Origin of the sequence: Aminobacter sp. UC22_36, from assembly GCF_044056035.1 — a bacterium.
Taxonomy (GTDB): Bacteria; Pseudomonadota; Alphaproteobacteria; order Rhizobiales; family Rhizobiaceae; genus Aminobacter.
On the sequence record NZ_CP171996.1, the window covers coordinates 3,787,445 to 3,811,715 of the forward strand.

A 24,271-nucleotide genomic window follows, 5' to 3' on the forward strand; every position below is an offset into this window, starting at 1 on the left:
GCTGGAGGCAGTCTGCAACCGCCTTCCTGAAATCGAACATCTCACCAGCCCTGGGCCAAAGCGATTACGCTTGAGGTAATAGCAATCAGTATTCCGTCTGCTTAGTGTAACGGCATGACAACGACACAAAACTCCGTAGGCGATCTCATCCGCGAATGGCGCACCAGGCGCCGCATGAGTCAGCTTGATCTTGCGATGGAGGCCGAAATCTCGCAACGGCATCTGAGTTTCATGGAGAGCGGGCGCTCGACGCCCTCGCGTGACATGGTTCTTCATCTTGCCGAACAGCTGGAAATTCCGCTGCGCCAGCGCAACCAGCTGCTGCTGGCTGCCGGCTATGCGCCGAGCTTCAGCGAAAAGCCGCTCGATCACCCCTCGCTGGCACCCGCCATGGAGGCGGTGCGCATGGTGCTGAAGGGGCATGAGCCCTACCCCGCCATCGCAGTCGACCGGCACTGGAACCTGATCGAAGGCAATGCAGCACTCGGTCCGATGCTCGCCGGCGTGGATGCCTCGCTGCTCGAGCCGCCGGTCAACGTGCTCCGGCTCAGCCTGCACCCCAAGGGCGTGGCGCCACGCATCGTCAATCTACACGAATGGCGCGCGCACCTGATCGAGCGGCTGAAGCACCAGAACGATACGACAGGCGACCCGGTGCTGAAGGCGCTGGAGCAGGAGCTTCTGGGCTACCCCGACGGGCCGCGCGCAGGACGCCCGATGCAGGCCGACCCACTGGCGATTGCGCATCCGCTCAGGCTGCGCGTCGGCGACGCGGTCCTGTCCTTTATCAGCACCATCACCGTGTTCGGCACGCCGCTCGATGTGACCTTGTCGGAACTCGCCATCGAATCGTTTTTTCCAGCTGACGAGGAAACGGCGGCACGGCTCAGGTGCCTAGCCGTTCAATAGGCTCGAAGGCCGCCGTGTGCGCGATGCTGCGGTGACCCTTTCGAACGGCGCCGGATCCGGGAAAATGGCCGCCAGGGCCGCCTGCATTTCCGCGGCCCTGACCGCCGCGCGGGCGTCGTCGTCGATCTCATCGTTGAGACAGAAAAAGGCCGGAGGCGCCTCGACCAGACACTCCAGCAATTGGCTGAACGCGTCGTTGTCCCGGACGGCCACGACATGCTCGCTCGCCAGCTTCACCTGCCGGGCACCATCAAAGCGCGCCCGGTCACACCAGGGGACGGCGTTGATGTAGAGAACCCGCGCCAGCGCATCCGTTCGGTGACGAAATCGATGCCGCGCTGTGCGGCGGAGCCAAAAGCCGAATCTGGCGTTCAGCCATGCCAGCTTGTCGAGTTCGAGCAACAGCGGCAGATGTGGCGGATAGGACCATCGCCGACGGCGAAACGCCAGGCACAGCAACAGATTGTTGAAGGCCAGCGTGTGGCGGTAGCGGTCGGCCCGCAGCCGAAACCGAGGCAGCCTTGCTGACATGACGTGAAGCCGGGGATTGCCATCGGCCGATACGAATTCTTCTCGTGGCACCATCTGGCCGACGAAGAAGTCGTCGTTGAACAGCAGAAAGCGATTGGCGACACCTGCCCTGCCGATCCCATGAAGATTGGCTTCGATGGCGCTGGAACTGAAAACCGGCAGGCTTGACGGATCGGCGAAGAAGTCGGCGTGCGTGACGAGATTGATCCTGGGATGCGCGAGATCGAGCCATGACGGCAGCTGGCCATTGGTGACAAGATGGATGGTCCGGACCCACGGCAGATGGAAATGGATCGAACGCAGCGCATAGCGCAGTTCGCCATTCTCGCGGAAGCGGTAGGGCGCAGGTCGGAGCCAAGGTTGCTTCGGCCAATGGCGGGCAAGGCTCGCCCGGTGTTCGGGGTCGTTGCCGTCGACCCATGGCATGACGACATCGATCGGGTCGAAACGTCCGGTACTGTTCATGACTTGCCTTCGACCGAGGGATCGGTCGACCTTCAGAGATTGAAGGAGCGGGCAGGCTCCGGATGACAAATGTCACCGCCTATTGTGGCGACGACGCTTTTTTGACCGCCTGACGTTCCAGGCCAAGGCGCTGCTCACGCCAGATGATGAAGATGCCAGCGCCAATGACGATGGCGCCACCGACGAGGGTATGGATCGTCGGCAGATCACCGAAGACGAGATAACCGACGGCGATGCCGAGCAGCAAGGACGTATATTCGAAGGGGGCGACGGTCGAAGCCTCGGCGTGGCGATAGGCTTCGGTCATGAACAGCTGGGCGATGCCGCCGCAGAAGCCGCCGGTCACGAGCAATGCCGTCTGCTCCCAGGTGAGCGATTGCCAGCCGAACGGGATGCTGAGCAGCGCCATGATGCTGGCGGTCAACGAGAACCACAGCACGATCGTTGCAGTGCGTTCGGTATGGACGAGGTTGCGCACCAGGAGCATGGCGATGGCCGAAAGTGCGGCACCGGCAAGGGCAGCCACGACACCCATCGCGGCCTTGTCGCTCATGCCTGCGCCTGAGGTGAACATGGTGAGATTTGGCCAGGAGACGATGAGGACGCCCAAAAGACCGATGGCAACAGCGGTCCAGCGATACATGCGGACGTTTTCGCCAAGGAAGATCGCACTAAAGACGACAACCAGCAGCGGCTGGGCATAGTTCAGGGTGATCGCCTCCGGCAGCGGCAGCTGCGTCAGTGCGAAGAAGCCGAAGCCCATGGCGGTCACGCCGGCAAGCCCGCGCATGATGTGCCCGAACGGCCGTTCGGTGACGACCGCGGTGCGCAATTCGCCGCGAAAGGCAAGGAAGACCAGGATCGGAAGGATCGCGAAAAAGGATCTGTAGAACACGATCTGGCCGGCGGGCACCTCACCGGCCAGCTTGATGCTGGTCGACATGCCAACGAAGATCGCCACTGAAATGACCTTGAGCGCGATACCTGTAAGCGGCGACGACGCCGCCTGAACCATCTGGTGCTTCACTTCTGCCTGGCCGCCTCTATCGCTGCCCAGACGCGAGCCGGGGTTGCGGGCATCTCGATGTGGCCGATGCCGTAGGCTCTGTAAAGCGCATCGGTCACGGCATTGAGGGCTGCCGGGGTCGCGCCGATCGTGCCCGCCTCGCCCGCGCCCTTCATGCCCATGGCATTGGTGGTCGAAGGCACGTTGCGCGTTTCGAAGTGAAACGACGGCACGCTGTCGGCGCGCGGCATCGTGTAATCCATGAAGCTCGCCGTGAGCAGCTGGCCGTCCTCGCTGTAGACGGCCTCCTCCGACAACGCCTGGCCAATGCCCTGGACCACGCCGCCATGAACCTGGCCGGCAAGCAGGATCGGATTCACCGTAACGCCGAAATCGTCGACGATGGTGTAGGCAATGACTTCGGTCATGCCGGTTTCAGGGTCGATCTCGACTTCGCAGATATGGGTGCCATTGGGATAGGTCGCTTCGTTCTGCACGAATTCGCCCATCGCCTTGAGATCGTCGGGGTTTTTCGCTGCGGCGTGAAGGGCTGCGAAGTCGATGACACGGTCGGTGCCGACGATGCGGGCCTCGCCTCCGTCCAGTTCGATGTCGGCCGCGGCGGCCTCAAGTTCGTCGGCCGCAAGCTTCTTCAGCTTTTCGGCGAGCGCTGCGCCGGCGCGGGAGGCGGAGACGCCCCCGAGCGGGATCGAACGCGAACCGCCGGTGCCGCCACCGCTGGGGAGCTGGTCAGTATCGCCCTGATGCACGCTGATTTTCGCAACATCGAGGTTGAGCTTTTCGGAGACGAACTGGGCGTAGGCGGTGGCATGGCCCTGGCCATTGGACTGGGTGCCGATGAAGATCGACACGGTGCCATCGGCATTCAGCTCGACCCGCGCCGGCTCGGACCCGGCAAAGGCGCAGGCCTCGATGTAGGTCGCCATGCCGATGCCACGGATTTTTCCCCTCGCCTTCGCCTCCGCGAGCCGATTCGGAAAGCTGGCCCAGCTGGCACGCTCCATCGACAGATCCATATGCGCTTCGAACTCGCCGACATCGTAGAGCCGGCCGGTCTGGGTCCGGTAAGGGAATTGTTCGGGGCGGATGAAGTTGCGGCGGCGGATTTCGTCGACCGAAAGACCCAGGTCGCGGGCGCAGGCATCGGCCAGCTTCTCGACAAGGAGGGCGGCTTCCGGGCGCCCTGCTCCGCGATAGGCATCGACCGGACACGTGTTGGTGTAGACGCCCAAAATCGTGACATCGAGCGCTTCGATGTCATAGACGCCGGTCGACATGCTGGCGCCGATATGGGCGATGGCAGGACCGTATTGCGAGACATAGGCGCCGAGATTGGAGATCAGTTCGACACGCAAGCCGAGGAAGCGGCCATTGCTGTCCATCGCCATTTCGGCCGTCACGACATTGTCGCGCCCTTGCGCGTCGGTAAGGAAATGCTCGGTGCGGTCGCTCGCCCATTTGACCGGCCGGCCAAGCCGCTTGGCCGCTTCCAGCACCAGCGCATGTTCGCGGTAGACAAAGGCCTTGGTGCCGAAGCCACCGCCGACGTCGGGGGTGACCACGCGCAGCTTGTCGGCGCTGATACCGAAGACCTGACCGGTCAGGACGGTGCGCATCGAATGCACGCCTTGCGAGCCGGTGGTGAGCACGAAGCGATCTTCGTCGTCGCGCCACTCCCCGATCGCCGAGCGCGGCTCCATGTAGTTGCAGATCAGGCGGTTGTTGATGAACCCGACGCGGGTAACATGAGCCGCCTTGGCGAAGGCCTTGTCGGTCTTGGCCTTGTCGCCGAGATGGTAGGTAAAAGCGCGGTTTGTGCCGAGTTCGGGCCAGACCAGCGGCGCCTCGTCGTCAAGCGCGGTCGCGGTGTTGGCAGCAGCGTCCTCGCCATCATAATCGACCTCGATCAGCTCGGCCGCATCCTGGGCCAGAGCCCGGCTGTCGGCGACGATGAACGCAACCGCATCGCCGACATGGTGCACCCGCTCCCGGCACAGGATCGGGATGTCGCGGGTCGGCGCACGGGTGCCATCGGGCTGCTTTTGCATGACTGTCGACTTGAGCGCGCCGAGATGGGCGACATCGGCACCGGTCAGCACCAGGCGCACGCCGGGCGCTGAGCGGGCATCATCAAGGGAGCCGATCTTGAAACTGGCCTTGGCCGCAGGCGAACGCAAGACGTAGCCATGGAGCTGGGACGCGGGCGCGATGTCGTCGGTGTAGCGGCCTGTGCCGTTGATGAAAGCCCCGTCCTCGACGCGCAATACGGACGCGCCCATTCCGAATTTCGGCGTGACGATTGTCATATCTGCCTCGTGAGGATTGGTGGGGAGCGCATCGAATGTGCGGTCGCGAACAGTTTTGCCGAGGGGGACGTTTCGTGTAAAGAGCAGCGGCCGCATATTTATTCTACCAGCGTGCAGCCAGCGTTCGCAGTCGACAGGAAGGTCACCACATGCGCACTGATACTGGACAGGTGTTTCGTCTCGAAGACTACCGGCCCAGCGACTACCTGATCCCCAAGACCGAACTCGACTTCCGGCTCGGCGAAGACAGCACAAAGGTGGTGGCGCGGCTGACAATCGAGCGGCGCGCTGGCATCGACAAGCCGGTGCAGCTCGAACTCGACGGCGACGCACTTACGCTGCGCCGCATCGAGATCGACGGTGAGGCGCTCGACGCCGCCGACTTCGACGCGACGCCCGACCGCCTGGTCATCCACAATCCACCTGCCTCCGGCCGTTTCACGCTTTTGATCGAGACCGAGCTCGCGCCGTCGCGCAACGAGGCGCTGATGGGCCTCTATCGATCCAGCAAGGTCTATTGCACGCAGTGCGAGGCCGAGGGTTTTCGCCGTATCACCTATTTCCTCGACCGACCCGACATCCTGTCGGTCTATACGGTGCGCATCGAAGCGCTGCGTTCGGAAGCCCCGCTGCTGCTCGCCAATGGCAACCCGGTCGAGCATGGCGACCTCGCCGATGGCTGGCATTTTGCCGTCTGGCACGACCCCTTCCCCAAACCGTCCTATCTCTTCGCACTGGTTGCCGGCGACCTCGGCTGCATCAAGGACCGCTTCGTCACGACTTCCGGCCGCTCGGTGGAACTCGGCATCTATGTCGAGCACGGCAAGGAGAACCAGGCCGGCTACGCCATGGATTCGTTGCGGCGCTCGATGAAGTGGGACGAGGAGGTGTTTGGCTGCGAGTACGACCTCGACGTATTCAACATCGTTGCCGTGTCGGATTTCAACATGGGCGCGATGGAGAACAAGGGCCTCAACATCTTCAACGACAAGTATGTGCTTGCCGACGAAGAGACCGCGACCGATGCCGATTTCGCCAATATCGAGGCGATCATCGCGCATGAATATTTCCACAATTGGACAGGCAACAGAATCACTTGCCGTGACTGGTTCCAGCTCTGCCTGAAGGAAGGGCTGACCGTTTTCCGCGACCATGAATTCTCCGCCGACCAGCGTTCGCGGCCGGTCAAGCGCATCGCCGAAGTGCGGACGCTGCGGGCGCATCAGTTCCCCGAGGACCAGGGACCGCTCGCCCATCCGGTCCGTCCGCGGCGCTTTCGCGAGATCAACAACTTCTATACCGCGACCGTCTACGAAAAGGGCTCGGAAGTGGTGCGGATGATCCGCACCGTGCTGGGTGCTGAGCTGTTCCGCCAGGGCATGGACCTGTATTTCGAGCGCCATGATGGCGACGCCGCGACCATCGAGGACTTCCTCAAGGTGTTCGAGGACGTCTCAGAACGCGACCTGTCGCAGTTCGCGCTGTGGTATCATCAAGCTGGCACGCCGAACCTGAGCGTGACCACGGCCCACAACCCTGTCACCGCCGAGTTCACCATCGAGGTCGAGCAGTCGGTGCCGCCGACACCGTCGGAAAGCCGCAAGCGGCTGATGCATATCCCGCTGGCTTTCGGCTTGGTCGGGTCAGACGGCAAGGACATGGCCTTTGCCAGCGTCGAGGGCGCGACCGTCGAGGACGGCGTCATCCATGTCCGCAAGCGCAAGCATGTCGTGACATTTTCTGGAGTCGCCGAGCGGCCAGTGCTATCGCTCAATCGCGGTTTCTCGGCACCGATCACGCTGAGCATCGAGCAGCGTCCGGAAGACCAGATCTTCCTCGCCTCGCACGACAGCGACGCATTCTCGCGCTGGCAGGCGTTCAACACGCTTTTGACCGACGCGACCATCGCGGCGTTCAAGAACATCCTGGGCGGCAAGCCGGCTGAGTTCAGCGCCGACCTGACCGCACTTGCAGGACGCATCGCCGGCGACGGCATGCTGGAGCACGCATTCCGGGCGCTGGCGCTCGCCTTGCCTGGTGAGGCCGACATCGCTCGCGAGATCGGCAAGAACATCGACCCGGATGCGATCTTTGCCGGACGTGAAGCACTGGCCAGGAAAATCGCAGAGAGCAATAGCGGAGTCTTTTCGCAGCTTTACGAGGATTTGCGCATGTCGGGTGGCTTCTCGCCCGATGCCGCGAGTGCCGGACGGCGCGCCTTGCGCAACACGCTGCTCGACTATCTCGCGATCCTGTCGGACGGCGCCCAGCGCGCGGCCACACATTTCGCATCCGCTACCAACATGACCGACCGCGCCGCAGCCCTTGCCGTGCTGGCGCATCGCCATGCCGGTTCGACGGAAGCCAGGGATGCGCTGGCCGAGTTCGACAAGCGCTACCGTGGGGATCCGCTTGTCATGGACAAGTGGTTCATGATCCAGGCGACGGCGCCGGGCGCGGGAGCTGTCGATGCGGTGCGGGCGCTGACCGAACATCCGGCCTTCTCGATCGCCAACCCCAACCGAGTGCGCTCGCTGATCGGCGGCTTCGCCAGCGCCAACCAGACCGGCTTCCACCGCGCCGATGGTGCCGGCTACACCTTCTTCACCGAGACGGTGCTGACGGTGGAGAAGCGCAACCCGCAGGTCGCGGCGCGCCTTGCCACAGCACTCAGGTCGTGGCGTTCGCTCGAACCGAAACGCCAGGCCAAGGCGCGCGCCGCATTGTTGACGATGCAAGCCAGGGAAGGCCTGTCGGCCGATTTGCGCGACATCATCGAGCGCACGCTTGCTTGACCAGGAGGGCCTGATCCAGGCCAGGCAAGTCTTCGAGAATACGGCGGCTTCCAAAATGCAAAGTCGCCGTTTGGCATGCGCGATAGGCCACACCCAATTCGGCTGTCTTTAGCCGAACTTTAATCTTTTTTGCCCGCCCCACTGGACAAGGCGAATCAGCTTTGATTCTTTAGTGACGATTCGGAAGTTCGGCGTATGCCGGATCGTCTACCAGGAAACAGGATTTGGGGAGCCATTTATGGCCAAGGCGGACGCGTGGGGCGCGCCCGATGAGACTGCTTTTGGCCGTCGCAGGCAGGCGCGTGGCGCTGGCTTGTCGGGCAATGCACGTCTTATCGCCGAACCCGCATATCGCCGGCTGCTGGCGGCCGAGCCCCTGCTCCGGCGCTCGATCCCGACGCTGATCGTCGTCTTCCTGATTATCGTTGCCGGCGCGCGCTTCCTGTCGCTGATGGCAATGCGTGACGACGTCGAGCGCAACGCCAAGGCGATCCTGGCGCTCTCCGCCGGCGAATTGGTCAACGCGCTGATGGTGGGCGCGACCACCGAGAGGCCGCTTGCCGCCGCGAGCCAGGATCTGCTCGAGCGCACCAGCCAGCAAGGCACGCTGAGCCGCAGCCATGTGATTGCGTTGATGGACCAGAATTTCCGCGTCGTCGCCGTCAGCCCGCAATCGACCGGCTGGCAGGGCCAGGCACTCGACGCCATCATCTCTGGCGGCCAGCCGTTGTTCATGTTTGGCGACCGCGCCGGCGTCATGGACGTGCGCATCGGCGGCCAGGACTGGCTGGCAGCCGTCAGCGTCGCCGACGACAAGCGCGCGGCGGCCGCGGCCATGGTGCCGCAGGACGCGGTGTTCGCCGAATGGCGCAAGACGGTGTCACTCAACGTCGCCCTGTTCGCGATGACCGCCGGCATGCTGATCATCATCCTCTACGCCTATTTCAGCCAGGCGGCGCGCGCCCAGGCCGCCGACGGCATCTATCTCGAAGCGCATGAGCGCATCGACCTGGCGCTGGTGCGCGGCAAATGCGGGCTGTGGGACTGGGACATGGTGCGCGGCAAGATGTACTGGTCGCGCTCGATGTATGAGCTGCTCGGCTACGAGGCCTGCGAGGCGATGCTGTCGTTCGGCGAAGTCGCCCGTATCATCCACCCCGAAGATGGCGACCTGTTCGAACTGGCCAACCAGGTGGTGATGCGCGAGGTCGACCACATCGACCGGGTGTTCCGCATGCGCCATGCCGACGGCCGCTGGGTCTGGATGCGTGCCCGCGCCCAGGTCGTCGACCCGGAGGCGCCGGAAATCCAGATGACCGGCATTGCCGTCGACATTACCGAGCAGCGGCACCTGGCCTTGCGCTCGGAGGCGGCCGACCAGCGGCTCAGGGCGGCAATCGAAAACATCACCGAATCCTTCGTGCTTTGGGACGCCAACGGGCGCCTGGTGATGTGCAACTCCAAATACCAGCATGACAATGGGCTGAGCGACCGCGACGTGCTGCCGGGAACCGCGCGCGAAGACCTTGAGGAGCGCATGGTCGCCTTCGCCTCCGAGCGGCGGTTGGCCAGCGCCAATGGCCCGCGTGCCGGTGCGACCTATGAGCGCCAGCTGGCCGACGGCCGCTGGCTGCAGGTCAACGAACTGACCACGCGCGACGGCGGCATGGTGTCGGTCGGCTCCGACATCACCCAGATCAAGCAGCACCAGGACAAGCTGATGGAGAGCGAACGCCGGCTGATGGCGACGATCCACGACCTCAGCCTGGCGCGCCGTTCGGAAGAAGAACGCTCGCACGAACTGGTCGAGCTCAACCGCAAATACATGAAGGAAACCGAGCGCGCCGAAGCGGCCAACCGCGCCAAGTCGGAATTCCTCGCCAACATGTCGCATGAGCTGCGTACACCGCTCAACGCGGTCATCGGCTTTTCGGAGCTGATGGAGGGCCGGCTGTTCGGCCCGATGGGCTCGCCGCGCTACGAAGAATATGCCCGCGACATCAACTCCAGCGGCAAGTACCTGCTGGGCGTCATCAACGACATCCTCGACATGTCGAAGATCGAGGCCGGCCAATTCTCGATGGACCGCGAGGAGATCGATCTCTGCCCGCTCATCCGCGAGACCGTTCGGGTGGTGTCGCTGCAAGCGGCGCAGAAATCGATCACCGTCGAGACGCAGATCGCCGACTCGATGACGCTGTTCGCCGACCGTCGCGCGGTCAAGCAGATCGTCATCAACTTGCTGTCCAACGCGGTGAAATTCACCGGCGAAGGCGGACGCATTTCGGTGCGGGCGCGCAATGCATCGGGCGCGCTGACACTGTCGATCGAAGACAATGGCTGCGGCATTCCCAAGGAAGCGCTCGGCAAGCTCGGCCGGCCGTTCGAGCAGGTGCAGAACCAGTTCTCGAAGAACCATGCCGGCTCGGGCCTCGGCCTCGCCATCTCGCGTTCGCTGGCCGAATTGCATGGCGGCGCACTGAAGATCCGCTCGACCGAAGGCGTCGGCACCATCGTGTCGGTGCGCATCCCGGTGCGCAAGGTCGAACGCCTGGCCAAGGCCGCCTAAGCACGCTGTCACGGCGTCGCCCCGGCGACATAGGCAAGCTCAACGAGCCTCCTCAGGCAGTCGCGCCTCGATGAACTCCAGCGGCCGCGTGCTCGCCGGCGGATCGAGGTTGGACAGCGAGACCAGCACATACCCCAGCCTGGGGAAGACATGCAGGTCGCCGCTCATGCCTGGCGCCCCGCCATTGTGGCCAAAGCCTTTCCAATTGCCCTCGCCGACCACGGCAAAGCCAAGGCCGAACATCTGGAACTGCGTGCTGGTTGCCTGGTCGAGCATGGTTTTGGATATCAGCTTGCCGGATTGCAGCGCCTCGGCGAAGCGCCAGAGGTCGCCGACCGTCGAATAGCCGCCGCCGGCAGGCGTTCCGCGCCACGGCAGCGTGCCGGTGTTCGGCACGAGCTTGCCGCCCTGATTGATGTAGCCCACCGAACGGCCGGAAACCATCTCGGATTCCGGCAGCGAGCCCGTCGACGCCATGCCGGCCGCCTCGAACACGTTCTTCCTGACATAATCGTCGTAGCTCATCCCGCTGGCCTTCTCGATCAGTGCGCCAAGCAGGATGAAGCCGTAGTTCGAATAGCTCTGCCCGGTACCCGGCGCAAACAGCGGCGCGCGCTTGTTGTACAGCGCCATGTAGTCGTCGATGGTTTGCAGCTTGAGGCGGTTCCGATCGAATTCCGGGCCGAAGACGTCGCCGGTGCCGCCAGTGTGCGTGAGCAAATGGCGCACCGTCACCTTTTCGGCGATGTCCTTGTTGGGATAGTCGGGCAGATACGTGCCGATGGGTGCGTCCAGCCCAAGCTTTCCGGCCTCGACGAGTTGCAGGGCGGCCACCGCCGTGAACATCTTGTTCATCGAGCCGATGCGGAACTTGGTGTCGACGGTCACGGGCAGCTTGCGCTCGCGATCGGCAAGGCCCCAAGCCTGTTCGAGCACGACCTTGCCGTTTTTGGCAACAAGCACGGCGCCGGAGAATTTGTCACTTGCAGCTGCCTCGTCCTGGCGCTTGACCAAAGCGGCGAGCGCATCGGCCAGAGGCAGGCGCCTGGCGCCGAGACCGGCAGGCGGCATGATGGGATCGAGCTGAAAGCGCACCAGTCCTGGTTCGGCGTCGGCACTCAGGGCGAGTTCCAGCCGCGCGAAGCGATCGCCAGCTTTCTCCCGGAGGATGGCGACAAGAGTGGTGGCATCGCTTCGCTCCACCTTCATCAGCTCAAAGCCGCCGGTCTGCTCGCGCAATGCGCCCATGCCAGCGATCGGATCTCTGGGCCGGTAGGTTCGGTCGAAGGCCTCGACCTTGGCCGGATCGCCTGAATTGAGCGCGTCCAGCAATTCGGCGAGCACCTTGCCCGATGGCGTTGCCGGCAATGCCGGCTGCGCCAAGGCGGCGGTGGAGATGAAGAGCGAAAGAACGGCAACAATCCAACCCATGGCGTCACACTCCTGGTTGGAGGCGAGGTAAGGCCGGCTTCATTGCGGCAAGGTTGCGAACGGCCTTGTCCGGACAAAACAAAACCTCCCGAGGAGCACTCCCCGGGAGGTCTGACAGTTTTTGCGGCTAGCGCTTGCCGTCTCGGCCCTGCCAGTTGCGGCGGGGCATCTCGTCCTTGACGATCTTGCCGTCATCGTTGCGGTCGAGCAGCGCAAACAGCTTCTTTTGCCGCGACTCGATCTCCGCCTTGGTCAGTTCGCCGTCGCCATTGGTGTCGAAACGCTTGATGAGGCGTTCGGCCATGCGTTCGGCGCGCATGCGCTGGATCTGGTCCGCGACCTCGGCAACGGTGATCTTGCCGTCGCTGTTCTCATCGGCGCCGACCAGCCGGCTGTTCATCGCCGCAGCGAACTCCTCGAAGGTGACGTCACCGTTCTTGTCGGCGTCAGCCCGCTCGAAGCGCATTTGCGGCTTCATGTTCTGGCCGCGCGGCGTCTGCTCGCTTGCGGCAAAGGCCGAGGTGCCAGCGGTGCCCGCGAGGGCGAGAAAGGCGATGGCGATCCTGGTTGACTTGCTCATGGGGTTTCTCCTTTTGCATCGACACCCCCGATGCTGATCGAAGCTCAAATGCAGGGTCCCACCGCTTCACTTGCGCTTCGCACGGAGCAAACGGTCAAAGTGAACCCTGACCTTTTGCGACGTTTCCTTGAGATGCGCCTCGAGCACGCCGAAATCGGGAAGGTCGGTTGCCGCGAGCAGCAGGTCCGACAGCCCCGGCGGAACATCGTTCCGCTCGAACGCACCGGTAAGGCACAGTCTCGTCATTTGTGTAATGGCCGAATAAAGCATGTAGGCGTCGACCAGATCCTGGCGCACCTGCGCATCGGCAAATTCGGGCGCCAGGCGGTGCAGCGTGTCGGCCGTGCCGGTCGCATGCCCCTGCCCTTCGATCCTGCCGGCCAGCACAGCCACCTGGGCGACAAACTCCAGGTCGATCAGCCCGCCAGCTACCAGCTTGATGTCCCAGAGATCGTGCGGCGGCTTTTCGTCCTCGATCATCTGGCGCATCTCGCGCGCCTCTGTAACAACCTTTCCGGCATCGCGCGGCAAGGCGATGATCGCGGCGACCTCGGCCTCGACCTCGGTGCAGAGCGAGGCGTCGCCGGCAATCGGCCTCGCGCGCGTCAGCGCCATGTGTTCCCACGTCCACGCTTCCCCGCGCTGATATTTGCGAAACGAGTCGATGTGGGTCGCCACCGGCCCCTTGTTGCCCGACGGGCGCAGCCTGAGGTCGAGCTCATAGAGCACACCCTCGGCGGTGGGCGCGGAGACCGCGGCGATCAGGCGCTGGGTCATGCGCGAAAAATAATGCGACGGCGCCATCGGCTTGTCGCCATCGGACTCCTCGGCATTTTCGTCGTGGTCGTAGAGCAGGATCAGGTCGACGTCGGAGCCAGCGGTCAGTTCGCGGCTACCGAGCTTGCCCATGCCGAGGATCGCGACCCTGCCGCCGGCGATCTTGCCATGACGCCGCGCGAACTCGGCTTCGACGGCTTCGAGCGCGGCCCCTACTGTCAGGTCGGCCAGATCGGAAAAAGCCTTGCCGGCACGTGCGGAGTCGATCGCACCTGCCAGCAGCCGCACACCGATGAGGAATTTCTGCTCGGCGGCAAAGATGCGCAGGCGGTCGAGCACTTCCTCATAGAAGTCTCGTGCTTTCGAGAAACGCTGACAGGCGCGCGGCAAGGTAGGCACGGTCCGGCAGCTCGGACAGCAGAGCGGGGTCGAGCAGGCCGTCAAAGACATGCGGCCGGCGCGTGATGATGCCGGCAAGGCGCGGTGCTGCGCCCATGATGGTGGCCAGAAGCTTGAGCAGCGCCGGATTGGACTGGAGCAGCGAAAACAGCTGGATGCCCGCCGGCAGGCCGGCAAGGAACTCGTCGAAGCGCATCAACGCCTCGTCGGCGCGGCGGGTCTTGCCAAAGGCTTCGAGCAGCGCCGGCGTCAATTCGGTCAGGCGTTCGCGTGCCTCGGCCGACTGGGTGGCGCGATAACGGCCGAAATGCCAGCTGCGAATGACCCGGCAGATGTCGGAGGGGCGCTGGAAGCCGAGCTGGTGCAGCGTGTGCAGCGTGTCCGGATCGTCGACATCGCCGGTGAAGACCAGATTGCCGACGCCGGACGACAGCTCGGGTGCTGCCTCAAAGAGCGCCGCGTAATGACGCTCGACCTCCTGCAACGAGGCGCGGAATGCCTTGGAGAAGGCTTCCGCGTCGGCAAAGCCGAGCATATGGGCAATGCGCGCCAAACCTTCGTCGTCTTCGGGCAGCGTGTGGGTCTGCTCGTCGGCGACCATCTGGATGGCGTGCTCGACGCTGCGCAGGAACCAGTACTGCCGTTCGAGCGCGTCACGCGCCTCGCCGGTGATCCATCCGCGCAGGGCAAGCTGGGTCAGCATCGGCACGGTGGCGCGGCCGCGCAGCTCGGGGAACCGGCCGCCGGCGATCAGTTGCTGGGTCTGGACGAAGAACTCGATCTCGCGGATGCCACCACGACCGAGCTTGACGTTGTGGCCTTTGACCGCGACCTCACCATGGCCCTTGTGGGCGTGAATCTGGCGCTTGATCGAATGGACGTCGGCGATCGCCGCATAGTCCATGTACTTGCGCCAGACATAGGGCTGCAATTCCTTCAAGAAGGCCTCGCCGGCGGCGATATCGCCGGCCACCGGGCGTGCCTTGATCATCGCTGCGCGTTCCCAGTTCTGGCCGCGGCTTTCGTAGTAGTGCAGCGCCGCCAGGATCGGAATCGCCAGCGGCGTCGAGCCCGGATCGGGACGTAGCCGCAGGTCGGTGCGGAAGACATAACCGTGTTCGGTGCGGTCCTGCATGATGCGGACAAGCCGCCGGGTGAGCCGTGCGAACAGCTCTGTTGCTTCATATGGCTCGGCGATCGCCGGCGCCTCGGGGTCGAAGAAGACGACGAGGTCGATGTCGGAGGAGAAATTCAGCTCGTGGGCGCCGAGCTTGCCCATGCCGAGCAGGATCCAGCCGGAGCCAACTGTCGGGTTTTCGGGATCGGGCAGCTTGAGCTTGCCCTGATCGTGCGCATCCCTGAGCAGGAAGTTGACGGCAGCGCTCGTGCACAAGTCCGCCAGATCGCTCAGCCTGTGCACGCTGACCGACGCATTGGCCTCACCCGACAGATCGGCAAGTGCGATGAGAAAATGCGCCTCGGCCTTCAACCGACGCAACCGCATCATCAGGGAGTTCTCGACTACGCCGTCCTCGCGTGGGGCGGCGGCAATGGCCTCGCCAATCGCTTGCAGCCGACCCTCGATGCCCTGGTCGAACAAGCGGTCGAGCATTTCCGGCTGGCGCCGGGCACTGTGGCGCATGAACTCGGAGAGATCGAAAACAGCAGCGAGGAAATCCTGCGCCTGCCCCTTGGCCTCGAGGAATGAGGCAAGACGATCGAGCCCCTCCTCCTTGGCGACGCCGGCAAGCTCGGCAAGCTCGCGGCGGGCGCGCTCCGGATCGAGCGGCGCGACATTGGTGACGGGCTCCAGTTGCAACTCGGTCGCTGTTTTCCTGGCGGCCACAGTTTTCATCTAAACGTCCTTCGATCCGGGGAATCCCATCAGGACCGATAATCCGGGATTGCCGGGCAAAAGATCAAGCCGGCCATTGTGAAACTTCATCACCGCCTTGGCGAGACTGAGCCCGAGCCCGGAACCCGGCTGCGAACGGCTCTTTTCGAGCCGGACGAAACGTTCGGTGGCGCGCGCGCGGTCGCCTTCGTCGGGAATGCCGAGGCCATTGTCGGCAACTTCGAGGCGCACCTCAGCGCCATCCCGCTGCAAGGTCACGCTGACATGCGGTTTTTCGACCGAACCGGCGGAATATTTGATGGCGTTGTCGATGATGTTGGACAGTGCCTGGGCGATCAGCTCGCGATTGCCATTGACGACGAATTCACCAGGAACCGTCGCCTCAAGGCCGACACCCAACTCCTCGGCAACGGGCTCATAAAGCTCGACGACGTCGTGAACGACCATGGCAAGGTCGACTTTATCAAGGGACTCGGCGGAATAGCCGGCTTCGAGCCGCGAGATCATCAGGATCGCGTTGAAGGTACGGATAAGCTGGTCGGATTCGGCAATGGTGCCTTCCAGTGCTTCGCGGTAGTCAGCGCCGGTCTTCTTGCCCGACAAGGCTGCCTCGGCACGGTTGCGCAGGCGCGTCAGTGGCGTCTTGAGATCGTGGGCGATGTTGTCGGACACCTGCTTGAGCCCATCGTTGAGATGGGCGATGCGAGCCAGCATGGTGTTGAGGTTCTCCGAAAGCCGGTCGAATTCGTCGCCGGCGCCGGTCACCGGCAGGCGGCCGCTGAGGTCGCCGGCCATGATACGCCGACTGGCCACCGAAACGCTGTCGATGTGCTTCAAGGCACGGCGGCCGACGAAATACCAGATCAGCAGGCCGCCGAAGCCCATCATGCCGAGGGCCAGCATCAACGACCGCTGGATGACACTGCGGAAGCGCTCCGGCTCGCCAAGGTCACGGCCGACCATGAGGATCATCTGGTTGGGCAGGCGCAGCACCACCGCGATCGCGTTGTGGCCGACCTCAGTCAGCGTTTCCGCCTCGGTTTGTGCAGCTGCGCTCGACGGGCGCTTGCCCGCGGCTTCACCGTAACGCTCGTAGGAGAATGGCAGTTCCGTCCAACCTTCGCGCTGAAGTACGCCGGGCTGGATGCTCTCGACGTTGCCCGACAGGATCTGGCCATTGGGATCGGCGAGCAGATAAAGATTGGCGCCGGGCTGGCGCGAACGCTGTTCGACCACACGCACCAGAACGGGAATGCCGCCGCGCTGATAGGCACGGGCAAGGCCTTGTACTTCCTCGTTGATGGTTTCCTGGGTCTGCACCATCAGCATCCGCGCCGACAGCGACGTCATGTAAAAGACCAGCAGGACGGCGCAGAGCGCGAAAAGCAGCAGATACAGCGCCGAGAGGCGCGCTGCGGTGGTTTTCATGATCGCCGGCAGTCTGAGCGCCATCAGCCCGCCTTGAGCATGTAGCCAGCGCCGCGAATGGTGTGCAGGATCGGCTTGTCGAACCCTTTTTCGATCTTGCCGCGCAGCCGTGAGATGTGGACGTCAATGACGTTGGTCTGCGGATCGAAATGATAATCCCAGACGTTTTCAAGCAGCATGGTTCGCGTCACCACCTGGCCGGCGTGGCGCATCAAATATTCGAGCAGGCGATATTCACGCGGCTGCAGGACGATCTCCTGTGAGGCACGGCGCACCGTATGCGACAGCCGGTCTATCTCGAGATCGCCGACGCGGTAGAGCGTCTCGGATTCGCGCGCGGGTGCGCGCCGGTTGAGAACTTCGACGCGTGCAAGCAGTTCGGAGAAGGCATAGGGCTTGGTCAGGTAATCGTCGCCGCCGGCACGCAGGCCGGTGACCCGGTCGTCAACCTCGCCAAGTGCCGACAAGATCAGCACGGGCGTTGTGTTGCCGCGCGAACGCAGTCCGGCGATCACCGAAAGACCATCGCGCCTTGGCAGCATGCGATCGACCACAAGAACGTCGTATTCGGCGGCATCGGCAAGCGCGAAACCTGAATCGCCGTCGCCCGCAACATGGGCGGTATGGCCGGCTTCCGCGAATGCCTTCTGCATATAGTCGGCGGCCTCGCGGTCATCTTCGATGACAAGAATCTTCATGCCGTCGTTATACGCGATTTTATGGGATGTCAGAGGCGACATGTCGTTTCCTCCCAACGTGGAAGCGGCAGCGGGCGATGGGAGCCCGCTGCCGCCGGAGCCGGAATCGAAGACTGACAAACTATCCGGCGCCGTCATCTCCCACCATGTGGCTCGGGGGGTGATGAAACCACCCGATGGGAGCGAGCGATCAGCCCTGGTTCAGCGGCAAGGCCACGAAGCGATTGGAGTCCTCGCGGCTGATCTGGAACAGGGCAGCCTTGCGACCTGCCTTCTCCGCCTGGTCGAGCGCCTTGGTCACGTCGGCGGCGGACTGGACCTCGACCGCGTTGACCGCGGTGATGACATCGCCTGCCTGGATGCCGCGGTCGGCGGCGTCGCTGGAGGGATCGACGTCGGTGATGACGAGGCCCTTGCCATCCTCGGAACGGGTCACGGTCAGGCCGAGATCAGCCAGTGTGCTCGGCTCAGCGGGCGATGCCGGCTGGTCCACAGAAGCCTTCTTGTCGCCGCCGGGGATCTCACCGAGGTCAACCTTCAAGGTTTCGGCCTTGCCATTGCGCCAGACGGTGATGTCGACCGACTTTCCGGGCGTGATGCCGGCGATCAGACGCGACAGCTCCTTCGGCGAGGCAACGTCCTGGCCATTGACCCCGGTGATGATGTCGCCAGCGGCAATGCCCGCCTTCTTGGCCGGGCCGGTGTCCTGTGCGCTGGCAACCAGCGCACCCTTCTCGCCCTTGAGGCCGAGGGACTCCGCGACATCTGCGGTGACCGGCTGGATTTCCACGCCGAGCCAGCCGCGCTGGACGCTGCCGTTCTTCATCAGGTCCTGGACCACCTGCTTGGCGGTCGAGGCCGGGATGGCGAAGGCGATGCCGACATTGCCACCCGAGGGCGAGAAGATGGCGGTATTGATGCCGACCACTTCGCCATTCAGGTTGAAGGCGGGGCCACCCGAATTGCCGCGATTGACCGCCGCGTCGATCTGCAGGAAGTCGTCATAGGGGCCTGCGCCGATGTCGCGGCCACGAGCCGAGACGATGCCGGCGGTGACCGTGCCGCCGAGGCCAAACGGATTGCCGACAGCGACAACCCAATCGCCGACGCGAACCTTGGCATCGTCGGCAAAGCCGACATAGGTGAACTTGGTGTCGGCTTCGACCTTGAGCACGGCAAGGTCAGTGCGTGGATCGGTGCCGATCAGCTTGGCGTCGTACTCCTTGCCGTCATCGGTAACAACCGTATAGGCCGTGCCATCGGCAACGACGTGGTTGTTGGTGACGAGGTAGCCGTCGTCGGAGATGAAGAAGCCCGAACCCTGCGCAACCGGGCGCGGCTTCTGGCTGCCATCGTGGCGGTTGAACCGCGGATTGCGATTCTGATCGCCATTGCCGTCCTGACCAAACTGGCGGAAGAAGCGCTTCAGGGGATGATTGTCAGGGAGATTGTCGAACCCCTGCTCGTCGGAGAAGGGCGACATGCCCCTGTCGGCGGCCGGGTCGATCCTGGCCTTGACCTGCACGCTGACGACGGCCGGCGACACGAGTTGGACAACATCGGCAAAGCCGGGTGCCTGGGGCGCCTCGACGCGTACGGCTTCAGCGTAGACGGGGGCGGTTCCGCTGGTGACGGCGCCAAGGCCGATGGCGCCTGCCAGGGCGACAGATGCGGCGGCAGCCATGAGACGCTTGCGCGAACGCGAAAGGGAGTTGGTGCTCATTGTCTCTAATCCTCTTGAACAGGATGCCTTGGATTCGCATCCGTTGGATCAAGAGATAGAGGGGCTCACATTACGGCACCATTTCCGATGCATGAAACTTTCGTAATGTTGGCGCGGCTCAGGCGTCCTTGCGCAGGATTGCCTCAAGCTGTTCCTGTTCGTCCTTGGTCAAGGCAGCAGGCTCGTGCCTGCGCCGCGAGCGGGCCGACAGGAAAACGAAGGCACCACCGCCGAGCAGCAGCAGAACTGGCGTGCCCCACAGCAAGGCATTGCGCAGGTTGAACTGCGGCTTGAGCAGCACGAACTCGCCGTAGCGGGAAACGATGTAATTCATCACCTGTTCGTCACTGTCGCCGGCAACCAGCCGTTCGCGCAGCAGCACGCGCAAATCGCCAGCCAGTTCGGCATCGGACTCGTCGATGGACTGGTTCTGGCAGACCATGCAGCGCAGCTCTTCCGACAACAGGCGCGCACGGGCTTCAAGCTTCGGATCGGCGAGCATCTCGCTCGGCTTCACCGCGAGCGCGGCTCCTGCAAACAGCAGCGCAGCGACGAACCCCGCAATTGCCGGCAGTTTCGTCTTCATGGCGCGACCGGAGCTGGTTTGGCCTGGCCGGCCTTGCGCCGCGCCGGCGCACCAACCCGCAAGCGGCGGTCCATCAGCGACACGAAGCCGCCAACCATCATCACCAACGCGCCGCCCCAGATCAGGGTGACCAGCGGCTTCCACCAGACACGCACGACCACCGAGCCATCACCGGTTTCATCGCCGAGCGAGACATAGAGCTGGCTCAACCACATCGTCTTGATGCCGGCTTCCGTCGTCGGCATCTGGCGCACCGGATAGAAGCGCTTGGACGACATGATCACGGCGCTCGGTTGCCCGTTGGCGCCAAGCAAAGAGAAATGCCCCCGATCCTCGGTGAAATTCGGCCCACGCACGGGCGTGAGCCCATCAAAGCGCAGGCTATGGCCGGAGATTTCCAGCACTTGCCCCGGCTTCATGACCAGGATCGCTTCCTTCTCGAAGGACAACACCCCGACGATACCGAGCAATGTCAGCCCAAGGCCAAAGTGAGCGAGCGCCGTACCGAAAACAGAGCGCGGCAGGCCGAGGAAGCGGCGCAGCGCCACGTCAGGCGCGACATTGCCGATGCCGGCCTTCAAGGCGAGATCGGTCAGCGCGCCGATCACGAGCCAGGCCGAGAGGCCTGCCCCGAGGGCCGCGAACACCGAGGCGCCATCGATGAACAGGAAGGTCACCAGGACGGCCAGAAGGGCGGCGCCAAAGGCAAACATCAGCCGCTGGGCGACGGCAAAAACGTCGCCGCGCTTCCAGGCAAGCAGCGGGCCGAACGGCACGACCACCAGCAGCGGTATCATCAGCGGGCCGAAGGTCAGGTTGAAGAACGGCTCGCCGACAGAAATCTTGTCACCGAACATGGCTTCGACCACCAGCGGATAAAGCGTGCCGATGAGCACCGTCGCGGTCGCGGTGGTCAGGAACAGGTTGTTGAGCACCAGCGCGCCTTCGCGCGAGATCGGATGGAAAATGCCCCCCAGCCGTCAGCGACGACGCCCGCAGTGCAAAGAGCGCCAGCGAACCGCCAATGAACAGCGTCAGGATACAGAGAATGAACACGCCGCGGCTCGGGTCGCTGGCGAAGGAATGAACCGACGTCAGCACGCCCGAACGCACAAGGAAAGTGCCGAGCAAAGACAGCGAGAACGTCAGGATGGCAAGCAGCAGCGTCCAGATCTTCAGCGCCGAACGCTTTTCCATGACGATCGCCGAATGGAGCAGTGCGGTGCCGGCAAGCCAGGGCATGAAGGAGGCGTTTTCGACCGGATCCCAGAACCAGAAGCCGCCCCAGCCGAGCTCATAGTAGGCCCAGTAGGAGCCCATGGCGATGCCGCCGGTCAAAAACACCCAGGCAGCCAGCGTCCACGGCCGCACCCAGCGTGCCCAGGCCGCATCGATGCGCCCTTCGATCAGGGCTGCCACGGCGAAGGAGAAGCAGACCGAAAAGCCGACATAACCGAGATAAAGCAGCGGCGGATGGACGGCGAGGCCGATGTCCTGGAGGATCGGGTTGAGATCCTTGCCTTCTATCGGTGCCGGGATCAGGCGGGCAAACGGGTTCGAGGTGATCAGGATGAAGAGCAGGAAGGCTGTGCCGATCCAGCCCTGGACGGCAAGCACGTTGGCGCGAAGGGTGGCTGGCAGATTATTGCCAAAGGCAGCGACCAGGGCACCAAAGAAGCTGAGGATCAAAACCCACAGAAGCATCGAGCCCTCGTGGTTCCCCCAGGTCCCGGTGAATTTGTAGATCAGCGGCTGCAGCGAGTGGGAGTTCTCCCAGACATTGGCGACGGAGAAGTCCGATTGGACATAGGCCATTGTCAATGCGGCAAACGACAACGCGATCATGGCAAAGCCGGTGACAGTGACCGGCCCGCCGACAGCCATCAGCCTGGCATCGCCCTTGTGCGCGCCGTAGAGCGGCACCAGCGACTGGACCAGCGACAAGACGAGCGCCAGGATTAGCGCGAAGTGACCCGTCTCAACCATCAGCGCGGCCCGCCATTCATTGCGTGGTTTCCTGCCAGACACCCTTTGCCTTCAGGCTGTCGGCGACTTCCTTGGGCATATAGTTTTCGTCGTGCTTTGCCAGCACGCTGTCAGCGACGAACTCACCGTCCGTGCCGAAGCTGCCCTCGGTGATCACGCCCTGCCCTTCGCGAAACAGGTCGGGCAAGATGCCAGTGTAGCGCACTTTCACCGTCTTCTCGGAATTCGGTCACGCCGAACTCGACTTGAGTTCCCTGCCCGCGAACGATGCTGCCATTTTCGACCAGGCCACCGAGACGAATGCGCTGGCCTGGCTGCAAGGTCGCCGTCTGCAAGTCGCCGGGCATGTAGAAATAGGATGCCTTCTGGCCGAGCGCGTAGAAAGTCAGCGCCGTTGCCGCGCCCAAAAAGGCCAGCGCGCCAGCGATCACCGAAAGCCGCTTTTGCTTGCGCGTCATCGTCTACTCCGTGACCTTCAGGCCAAGCGACCCGGCCAGTTCCGTCAGCTTGCGGCCGTCCTCGCTGTCGCGGCCCAGAGCAGCATATGCCCGACCGAGCGCAGCCTGGGCCAGGTCGGTCTTGCCGAGCACCTGATATGAACGCACCAGCCGCAGCCAGCCTTCCGGATCGCGCGGGTTCTGGCGCAGCTTCTCGTCCAGCGTCGCCACCATGCCCTCGATCATCGCCGTGCGGTCGCCCGACGCCATGGAGGCAGCGGCATCGATATCGCCTTGGTTCGGGCCGGGCGCGCCAGCCGCCTCGTTTGGCAATGCCGTGCGTGCCGCGGCCTGGGCAATTGCCTGGTCAGTCGCGGGCCGCCATGGCGAGTCAGCCGGCAGGCTTTCGGCCAGTTGGCGCCAGGCCTTGGCTGCGTCGGCAACCTTGCCTTCCTGGGCGAGCGCCAGCGCCAGGAAGTAGCGGGCCTTAGGATTGGCAGGCTCCAGCTTGAGCGCGGTCTCAAAGGCCAAACGCGCGTCTGAAGTAACAATCCCGCCCGAAGCCCCGGCGATCGCTTCGCCAAAGCCGGCCTGGCGCGCAGCGGTCGAGCCCAGGATGCGGATTGCGTTACGGTATGCGGTGACGGCATCGTCTGCCCGCCCGATCCTGAGATAGACGGGCGCGAGTACGTCCCAGCCACGGCCGTCCGACGGGTTTGCGACAAGATGCGCCTCGGCGCGAGCGATCAATTCATCAACCGAACTGTCAGCCGGCTTCTGCGCGAGGCGTGCGCTCAATGGCTGTGAGGGCACGTCCGGCGAGCCGATCATCGTGTAGATGCTCCAGCTCAGCAGAGGAACGGCAAGCACGGCGATGACGCCGACAAGCCGCGGCACAAATTGAGATGCCGTTTTCGGCTCCCGCGCGCTCTCGGCATCGAGCCTGATAATACGGCGCGCGATCTCGGCACGCGCCTGCTCGGCATCGGATGGGGCAATCAGCCCGCGCGCCGCATCCTTGTCGACTTCGCCAAGCTGGTCGCGATAGACTTCAAGGTCGTGGCTGGTGTCAGCTTCGCCTTTGGCCTGCCGCGTCAACGGCAACAAAACGGCAAGGCTCGCACCAAGCGTCAGAACAGCGGCTATGACCCAGAACAGCATGTCACCTAAATAGCCAGCAGCCACCAAGCTGCCAACATCTCCGTGCTGCGGCTTATTGACGGTTCAGGCGCCTTTGCCAAAGCAACAACGCGTGAGAACTTAGGTCAGTGGCGTCCAGCTGCCATCAGCGTTGCGGCAGGCCGTTCCACGCGCCGTCAGCGGCGTTCCGGTCGTAAACACGGTCTGCGAATACTGACGGCAATCCTGCGAGCCGACGCGATAGGGCTGCGCGGCAACAACCTCTCCCCGAACGGCCTTCGCCTTTCCAGGCAACGGCTTGTCCACCCTGACCGTATTCCAGCGCGCGATACTCGGCCTCCAGCGCCTTGCGCCGGTCGCCGTCGTTCAGGCCGCCACCGATCGAACCGCCGATCAGGCCGCCATCCATCGCGTTGATGATGCGCGTTGCAACCTTGCCGCTGGAGGCGCCATCGCCGCCGCCGAGCGACGGTACAACGCCGCCGCCGCTGCCCAGACCGGTGGTTGTGCAACCTGAGCCGGCAAGCAATCCCGCAACCAGTGCCACCCGAAGTCTCATGCTCATCACCGGTCCCGAATTTGCGTCCGCTTACAAGGGCTTGGCGCCGCGTTAGATTGCATCTTTGGCC

Annotated in this window: 13 protein-coding genes and 4 pseudogenes; 3 read left to right on the forward strand and 14 right to left on the reverse strand. The window is 63.7% G+C overall.

The annotated features are described in order from the left end of the window. The first annotated feature begins 114 nt into the window (after positions 1 to 114). Positions 115 to 909 carry a helix-turn-helix domain-containing protein gene (locus ACHMW7_RS22020; protein ID WP_395447592.1) on the forward strand — a complete coding sequence of 265 codons (795 nt, stop codon included), beginning with the start codon at positions 115 to 117 and terminating at the stop codon, positions 907 to 909. Here ACHMW7_RS22020 and ACHMW7_RS22025 read toward each other — a convergent pair. From ACHMW7_RS22025 to ACHMW7_RS22035, 3 genes are all read right to left on the reverse strand, one after another. Next, entirely contained in the window at positions 895 to 1,866 is a 972-nt protein-coding gene (locus ACHMW7_RS22025) for a hypothetical protein (RefSeq protein ID WP_395447593.1), read from the reverse strand. The genes ACHMW7_RS22020 and ACHMW7_RS22025 overlap by 15 nt on opposite strands. A gap of 118 nt (positions 1,867 to 1,984) precedes the next feature. After that, positions 1,985 to 2,920, reverse strand: coding sequence for a DMT family transporter (locus ACHMW7_RS22030; protein WP_395451408.1), 936 nt, complete (start codon positions 2,918 to 2,920; stop codon positions 1,985 to 1,987). A gap of 8 nt (positions 2,921 to 2,928) precedes the next feature. After that, positions 2,929 to 5,238, reverse strand: coding sequence for a xanthine dehydrogenase family protein molybdopterin-binding subunit (locus tag ACHMW7_RS22035; protein ID WP_395447594.1), 2,310 nt, complete (start codon positions 5,236 to 5,238; stop codon positions 2,929 to 2,931). A 149-nt stretch (positions 5,239 to 5,387) separates the two neighbouring features. Between ACHMW7_RS22035 and pepN the strand changes: the two genes are divergently transcribed. Then, positions 5,388 to 8,033, forward strand: coding sequence for an aminopeptidase N (gene pepN / locus ACHMW7_RS22040; RefSeq protein WP_395447595.1), 2,646 nt, complete (start codon positions 5,388 to 5,390; stop codon positions 8,031 to 8,033). A 238-nt stretch (positions 8,034 to 8,271) separates the two neighbouring features. Beyond that, entirely contained in the window at positions 8,272 to 10,602 is a 2,331-nt protein-coding gene (locus tag ACHMW7_RS22045; RefSeq protein ID WP_395447596.1) for a PAS domain-containing sensor histidine kinase, read from the forward strand. 39 nt (positions 10,603 to 10,641) lie between these two features. Here the strand turns inward: ACHMW7_RS22045 and ACHMW7_RS22050 are convergent, their stop codons facing one another. The 11 genes and pseudogenes from ACHMW7_RS22050 to ACHMW7_RS22100 form a co-directional block, all read right to left on the reverse strand. Further along, positions 10,642 to 12,033 (reverse strand): serine hydrolase domain-containing protein, encoded by a 1,392-nt coding sequence (locus tag ACHMW7_RS22050; protein ID WP_395447597.1) that lies wholly within the window; start codon positions 12,031 to 12,033, stop codon positions 10,642 to 10,644. Between the two features lie 127 nt (positions 12,034 to 12,160). Continuing rightward, on the reverse strand, positions 12,161 to 12,613 hold the full coding sequence (locus ACHMW7_RS22055) for an EF-hand domain-containing protein (RefSeq protein ID WP_395447598.1): 453 nt from the start codon (positions 12,611 to 12,613) through the stop codon (positions 12,161 to 12,163). A gap of 66 nt (positions 12,614 to 12,679) precedes the next feature. Continuing rightward, positions 12,680 to 15,644: pseudogene (locus ACHMW7_RS22060) on the reverse strand (bifunctional [glutamine synthetase] adenylyltransferase/[glutamine synthetase]-adenylyl-L-tyrosine phosphorylase). Then, on the reverse strand, positions 15,645 to 17,096 hold the full coding sequence (locus ACHMW7_RS22065) for an ATP-binding protein (protein ID WP_395447599.1): 1,452 nt from the start codon (positions 17,094 to 17,096) through the stop codon (positions 15,645 to 15,647). It abuts the pseudogene before it with no gap. After that, the gene (locus ACHMW7_RS22070; RefSeq protein ID WP_395447600.1) at positions 17,096 to 17,770 is read right to left on the reverse strand and encodes a response regulator transcription factor; all 675 of its coding nucleotides are present in this window, start codon (positions 17,768 to 17,770) and stop codon (positions 17,096 to 17,098) included. The genes ACHMW7_RS22065 and ACHMW7_RS22070 overlap by 1 nt, the downstream gene beginning before the upstream one ends. A 190-nt stretch (positions 17,771 to 17,960) precedes the next feature. Next, entirely contained in the window at positions 17,961 to 19,493 is a 1,533-nt protein-coding gene (locus ACHMW7_RS22075) for a Do family serine endopeptidase (protein WP_395447601.1), read from the reverse strand. A 118-nt stretch (positions 19,494 to 19,611) separates the two neighbouring features. After that, the gene (locus ACHMW7_RS22080; protein ID WP_395447602.1) at positions 19,612 to 20,079 is read right to left on the reverse strand and encodes a cytochrome c-type biogenesis protein; all 468 of its coding nucleotides are present in this window, start codon (positions 20,077 to 20,079) and stop codon (positions 19,612 to 19,614) included. Next, positions 20,076 to 22,065 (reverse strand): annotated as a pseudogene (locus tag ACHMW7_RS22085) (heme lyase CcmF/NrfE family subunit). The gene ACHMW7_RS22080 and the pseudogene ACHMW7_RS22085 overlap by 4 nt, the downstream one beginning before the upstream one ends. 16 nt (positions 22,066 to 22,081) lie before the next feature. Then, a pseudogene (ccmE, locus tag ACHMW7_RS22090) lies at positions 22,082 to 22,523 on the reverse strand (cytochrome c maturation protein CcmE). 3 nt (positions 22,524 to 22,526) lie between these two features. Further along, positions 22,527 to 23,663, reverse strand: a complete 1,137-nt coding sequence (gene ccmI, locus ACHMW7_RS22095; protein ID WP_395451409.1) for a c-type cytochrome biogenesis protein CcmI — start codon at positions 23,661 to 23,663, stop codon at positions 22,527 to 22,529. A 99-nt stretch (positions 23,664 to 23,762) separates the two neighbouring features. Next, positions 23,763 to 24,201 (reverse strand): annotated as a pseudogene (locus ACHMW7_RS22100) (hypothetical protein). Positions 24,202 to 24,271 lie beyond the last annotated feature (70 nt).